The organism is Actinomyces sp. ICM58, from assembly GCF_000283035.1.
In the GTDB taxonomy this organism is placed as follows: domain Bacteria; phylum Actinomycetota; class Actinomycetes; order Actinomycetales; family Actinomycetaceae; genus Pauljensenia.
In genome coordinates this window covers 1-4,199 of record NZ_ALIY01000169.1, presented here as the reverse complement: position 1 = coordinate 4,199, position 4,199 = coordinate 1, and the positions used below count along the sequence as shown (strand labels likewise).

Here is a 4,199-nt window from a genome sequence, read left to right as displayed (position 1 = left end):
CCCAGGTGCGCGACCGCCTGTCGTCGCGGGGTTCGGCGAATGCGGGCCGGGTGGGCGCATATCGCGGCGGATACCTGCCCGAGGAGCGGCGCGCCCTCGAGGAGGCGCTGCGCACCGGCGCAGTGCGGGCGCTCGCCACGACGTCGGCTCTCGAGATGGGCCTGGACGTGTCGGGGCTGGACGCGACGATCACGGTCGGCTGGCCGGGCACGCGCGCGTCCCTGCGCCAGCAGATTGGCCGAGCCGGGCGCGCGGGCGCGCCTGGAACCTCCGTGCTCATCGCTTCCGACAACCCCCTGGACGCGTACCTGGTGCGCCACCCGGAACACATCCTCGGCGAGGTCGAAGCCAGCGTCATCGACCCCTCCAACCCGTGGGTGCTGGCACCGCACATCGCCGCCGCGGCCGCCGAAATACCGATCACGCCGTCCGATATCACCTACTTTGGCGCGGACCTGCGCAGCGTAACCGAGCGCCTTGTCGCCGACGGGTACCTCAAACGCAGGCCCGCCGGATACTTCTGGGACGCCACCCGGCCCGAGCGCCCCTCCGACCTCACCGACCTGCGCGGCGCCGCCGGCGACGTCCAGATCGTCGACGCGGCCACCGGCACCGTCGTCGGCACCATCGACCAGGCCTCCGCCGACGCCCACGTCTTCCCTGGCGCCATCTACATCCACCAGGGGCGCACCTTCCACGTCCTCGCCCTCAGCCCCCTCACCACGCCCACCGCACCCGCCGCCCAGGGGTGGCCGCGCGCTCTCCTGCCCGAGGCGCCGGGCGGCTCCCCGGGATCGGACTGCCTTGGGGGCGGGGAGCGGGAGGGGGCCCAGGCCTCGTCGATCATCATCCCGCCGGCCCGGGTTGACGACGCGCGCGTCGCCATGGTCGAGGAGGTGCGCACCCCCCTACGCACGCGCTCCGCGACCCACACGAGCGTCGACGTGTGCGCCATCGAGCAGACCTACATGTGCGAGGATGGCACGGTCACGTGGTATCACGGGCCGACGAACGTGTCGACGAGAGTCACCGACTACGACCTGCTGCGCCTGCCCGGACTCGAGTTCATCCGCAACATCGAGCTGTTCCTGCCCACGCACACGCTGCCCACGAAGTCCACGTGGTTCACCCTCACCCCCGCGGCGCTGGCCGCGATGGGGATCAACGCCGCGGACCTGGCGGGCACCCTGCACGCGACCGAGCACGCGATGATCGGGATCCTCCCCCTCGTCGCGACCTGCGACCGCTGGGACCTGGGCGGCCTGTCCACCGAGCTGCACGACGACACGGGCGCACCCACCGTCTTCATTCACGACGCGTTCCGGGGCGGCGCCGGGCACGTGCTCGCCGGCTTCAACAGCGCGCGGTCGTGGGTGGCCGCCACGCTCGAGGCCGTCTCCTCCTGCGACTGCGAGTCCGGGTGCCCGCGGTGCGTCCAATCCCCCAAGTGCGGCAACGGGAACGAACCCCTGTCCAAGCAGGGGGCCATCACGCTGCTCGCCTACCTGCTGGACCGCGCGCCCGGGGGCGAATGACTCGACCGACTGACGGAACGACTCGAAGCTGTCTGCTGGACCGCGCGCCCGGAAACGGATGGGGTCGGCGTCACAGCACGCAGGTCAGGCGGCACCGCAAGGAGAAAGAGCCCGGGCCAGATGGGGGTTTTGCACCATGAGAAACATCCTGCCGGCGTGTCGTCGGCGTGTCGGGGCTCTCATGATGCAAATCCCCCCACACAGCCGCCCGCGCTCACATTAGCGGGCGCACGTGCGTATTAGCGGGCGCACGCGAACGGCCACACCGCCGCGAGTGGCACCGGGGTATGCACGGCCAGACCACCGCGAGTGGCACCGGGGTATGCACGGCCACACCACCGCGAGTAGCGCAAGCAGCGGCGCGCCACCTCGCCGACCACCCCCCACATACTCGAAGGGGCCGGCCCTGAGGCCGACCCCTTCGAGTATCCCATCAACACAGTGCAAGTCTCCCGATGCGCTCCCTTTCCCGGATCGCCCCGGTGGGCGATTCCTTTAGCTTGATGACTCTTACTGTAGGAGCCCTTCCTGAGGGCACCATTGAACGAAGCTGATAGTTTCCTGGGAGTTTTTCAGGTGACGCTTCCAGCCCGCGCTCGCGCGCGAAGCGTCGCCCTCACTCCCATGATGACGACAGCCTCGCTCAGGACCACCCGACAGTCGCTGCCCCGCACCTCGCAGGTCTCGATGTCGGCGCCGTTGGCCTGCGCGACTGAGGCAGCGGCCGAGCAGGGCCGGTCCCCGACGTCCTCCCAGCGTGCGGTCACGGAGTGCTCGGCCCCGGCGAGCGCCGCCAGGTCCGCCACGGCCTGAAGGCGCACCGAGGCGGTGCGGGCGGCGCCGATGCCCGCCAGGAGCACCGACAGGGTCAGGGCCAGGGCGATGAGGCCGAGGCAGTTGATCGTCCCCGACCCCTCCTCGCTCCCGCCGTTCCCCCACCGCGCGCGCCGCTCCCCTCTCACGACAGGTCCTCCTCGTCGATTGTTGTGACCGTGCAGTGCGCCTGCCCGCCGACCCATCCGGCGGCACCCCCATAGGGGGCGGTGCCACTGACGGTCACGAGGCCGTCCCCGCGCGTGACCGTGTAGGACCCCGACGGGAACGAGGCCGTGGCAACGCCCCAAGGATCGGCCTCGCCAATGGAGGCGGCCCTGGCTCCTTCACGCACGGCCTGACACAGGGACGATCCGGTCATCCCGGCCTGGCCGGCGGCCACGAGGACGCCGATGACCAGGGTGACGGCGACGAAGCACACGGCGTGTTCGACGGTGACGTATCCTCTCTCGTCGCGTGTCATCGCGTGTTGAGCGCCTCCTGGATGAGGGATTCGAGGGCCGCTCTCACCGCGTCGGACTTGAGGATCACGATGAGCAGGCCGGCGAATCCTGCGGCGGCGATGGTGCCGATCGCGTATTCGACGGTGGTCGCGCCCTCCTCCGGGTCCCTCTGTGCGCAGGGGTCGCTTCGATCCGGGTCGGCGCGAAGGTACTGGGAGGCGTCGCGGATCGTCCCCATAGCGGCGAGTTGCGCCCTGGTCACGGCGCAGTCGAGTCGGTCGATAATCTTCATTGATCTGTCCTTTCGTCGTGCGCGCGCTCGCGCGCAGGGCCAGTGTGCGCGTGAGATTCCCTCGCGTTCCACCCGGATCGAAGACCCTGTGGATAGAGGCAACGCGACGCGAGTGCCTGTGGATACAGAAAGGGGACGCGCAGACAACACGCGCCCGACTCTCCACGAGGTCGTTCAGGTCGGGTAGGAGAGAGCAGGGGACGCGCAGACAACACGCGCCCGGCTGGGTGACGCGCGACGGGCCGGTCTCATTCGTGCTTCCGCGCAGACAAGGCCGCGCGCGGGCGGCTACAGTATCACCGTTAGTTGCCGGAATCCTGCGGACAGAGAGCCAGCCATGAACCCCGAAGAAACCTATTCTGCGATCGAAAACCTCCTCAACGAGTGGCAGAGCCAGGCTGAACAGAAGGCAATCGACAGCCAGAAACTGGTCGATGACATCGCGCAGGTGGAGGTCGTCGCCGAGTCCCAGGACCGCTGCGTGCGCGTCGTCGTCGATTCCAACGGCGCGCTCACCGACCTCACCCTGTCCGAGGACATGTACGACTACGAGCCCGGTGAGCTCGCGGGCACGATCCTGGATCTGTTCACGCAGGCGAGAAGCGACGTGGCCGATCAGGTCCGTGACCTGACGAGTGCCGCCTGGGGTGCCGACAGCCCCGACGTCGAGGCCACGATGCGCTCTTACCGCAGCCCGAACCGCGGCTGATCGACAGGCGACGACTCTATCCCCCGATTCCACCCATGAGGTGAGCGAGGAGGGGCGCGATCCCGAGGGCCAGGAAGGCCGGTAGGAAGAAGACCCCGAGCGGGCCGACCAGCCGGACGCTGAGTTCCTCGGCCTTGGTTCTCGCCTCGACGAGGCGCGTGCGCCGCTCCCAGGCGGCGCTTCGGGCGAGCATCCCCTCGGGATCTGTCCCGCAGGTCCACGAGGCCTCGAGCGCCTCGCCCAGGGGTCTCGCCCAGGTCGGCGCGTCCTCCCACGCCTCCTCCCACGAGGCCCCCACGCGCAGGGCGCGGGCCGTCCAGGCGAGCTCCTCGTGCGAGCACGCCTCGGCGAGGGCCGCCAGCGCGCGCGGAATGGAAGCGCCGCAC

Annotated in this window: 6 protein-coding genes; 2 read left to right on the top strand and 4 right to left on the bottom strand. The window is 69.8% G+C overall.

Annotated elements, in window-relative coordinates:
- On the top strand, nucleotides 1–1,535 hold a 1,535-nt coding region (locus tag HMPREF1138_RS07650; RefSeq protein WP_039937463.1), incomplete at its 5' end, for a DEAD/DEAH box helicase.
- Between the two features lie 572 nt (nucleotides 1,536–2,107).
- Here the strand turns inward: HMPREF1138_RS07650 and HMPREF1138_RS07645 are convergent.
- From HMPREF1138_RS07645 to HMPREF1138_RS07635, 3 genes are read right to left on the bottom strand one after another with little or no spacing between them, the layout of a single operon-like run.
- Nucleotides 2,108–2,497, bottom strand: coding sequence for an Rv3654c family TadE-like protein (locus HMPREF1138_RS07645; protein WP_009058366.1), 390 nt, complete (start codon nucleotides 2,495–2,497; stop codon nucleotides 2,108–2,110).
- Entirely contained in the window at nucleotides 2,494–2,832 is a 339-nt protein-coding gene (locus HMPREF1138_RS07640; protein ID WP_009058359.1) for a TadE/TadG family type IV pilus assembly protein, read from the bottom strand. Before HMPREF1138_RS07640 ends, HMPREF1138_RS07645 begins: the two co-directional genes overlap by 4 nt.
- Nucleotides 2,829–3,104, bottom strand: a complete 276-nt coding sequence (locus tag HMPREF1138_RS07635; RefSeq protein ID WP_009058364.1) for a DUF4244 domain-containing protein — start codon at nucleotides 3,102–3,104, stop codon at nucleotides 2,829–2,831. The genes HMPREF1138_RS07640 and HMPREF1138_RS07635 overlap by 4 nt, the downstream gene beginning before the upstream one ends.
- Before the next feature lie 337 nt (nucleotides 3,105–3,441).
- Here HMPREF1138_RS07635 and HMPREF1138_RS07630 point away from each other — a divergent pair, with 337 nt between their 5' ends.
- Nucleotides 3,442–3,813 (top strand): YbaB/EbfC family nucleoid-associated protein, encoded by a 372-nt coding sequence (locus HMPREF1138_RS07630; RefSeq protein WP_009058367.1) that lies wholly within the window; start codon nucleotides 3,442–3,444, stop codon nucleotides 3,811–3,813.
- 16 nt (nucleotides 3,814–3,829) lie between these two features.
- On the opposite strand, the gene HMPREF1138_RS07625 is transcribed toward HMPREF1138_RS07630, so the two are convergent.
- A partial coding sequence (locus HMPREF1138_RS07625; protein WP_009058369.1) for a type II secretion system F family protein occupies nucleotides 3,830–4,199 on the bottom strand: 370 nt, incomplete at its 5' end.

Excerpts from the sequence above, each read along its gene's own strand:
- HMPREF1138_RS07640 (WP_009058359.1), bottom strand. The coding sequence starts at position 2,832 with ATGACACGCGACGAGAGAGGATACGTCACCGTCGAACACGCCGTGTGC.
- HMPREF1138_RS07635 (WP_009058364.1), bottom strand. The coding sequence starts at position 3,104 with ATGAAGATTATCGACCGACTCGACTGCGCCGTGACCAGGGCGCAACTC.
- HMPREF1138_RS07630 (WP_009058367.1), top strand. The coding sequence starts at position 3,442 with ATGAACCCCGAAGAAACCTATTCTGCGATCGAAAACCTCCTCAACGAG.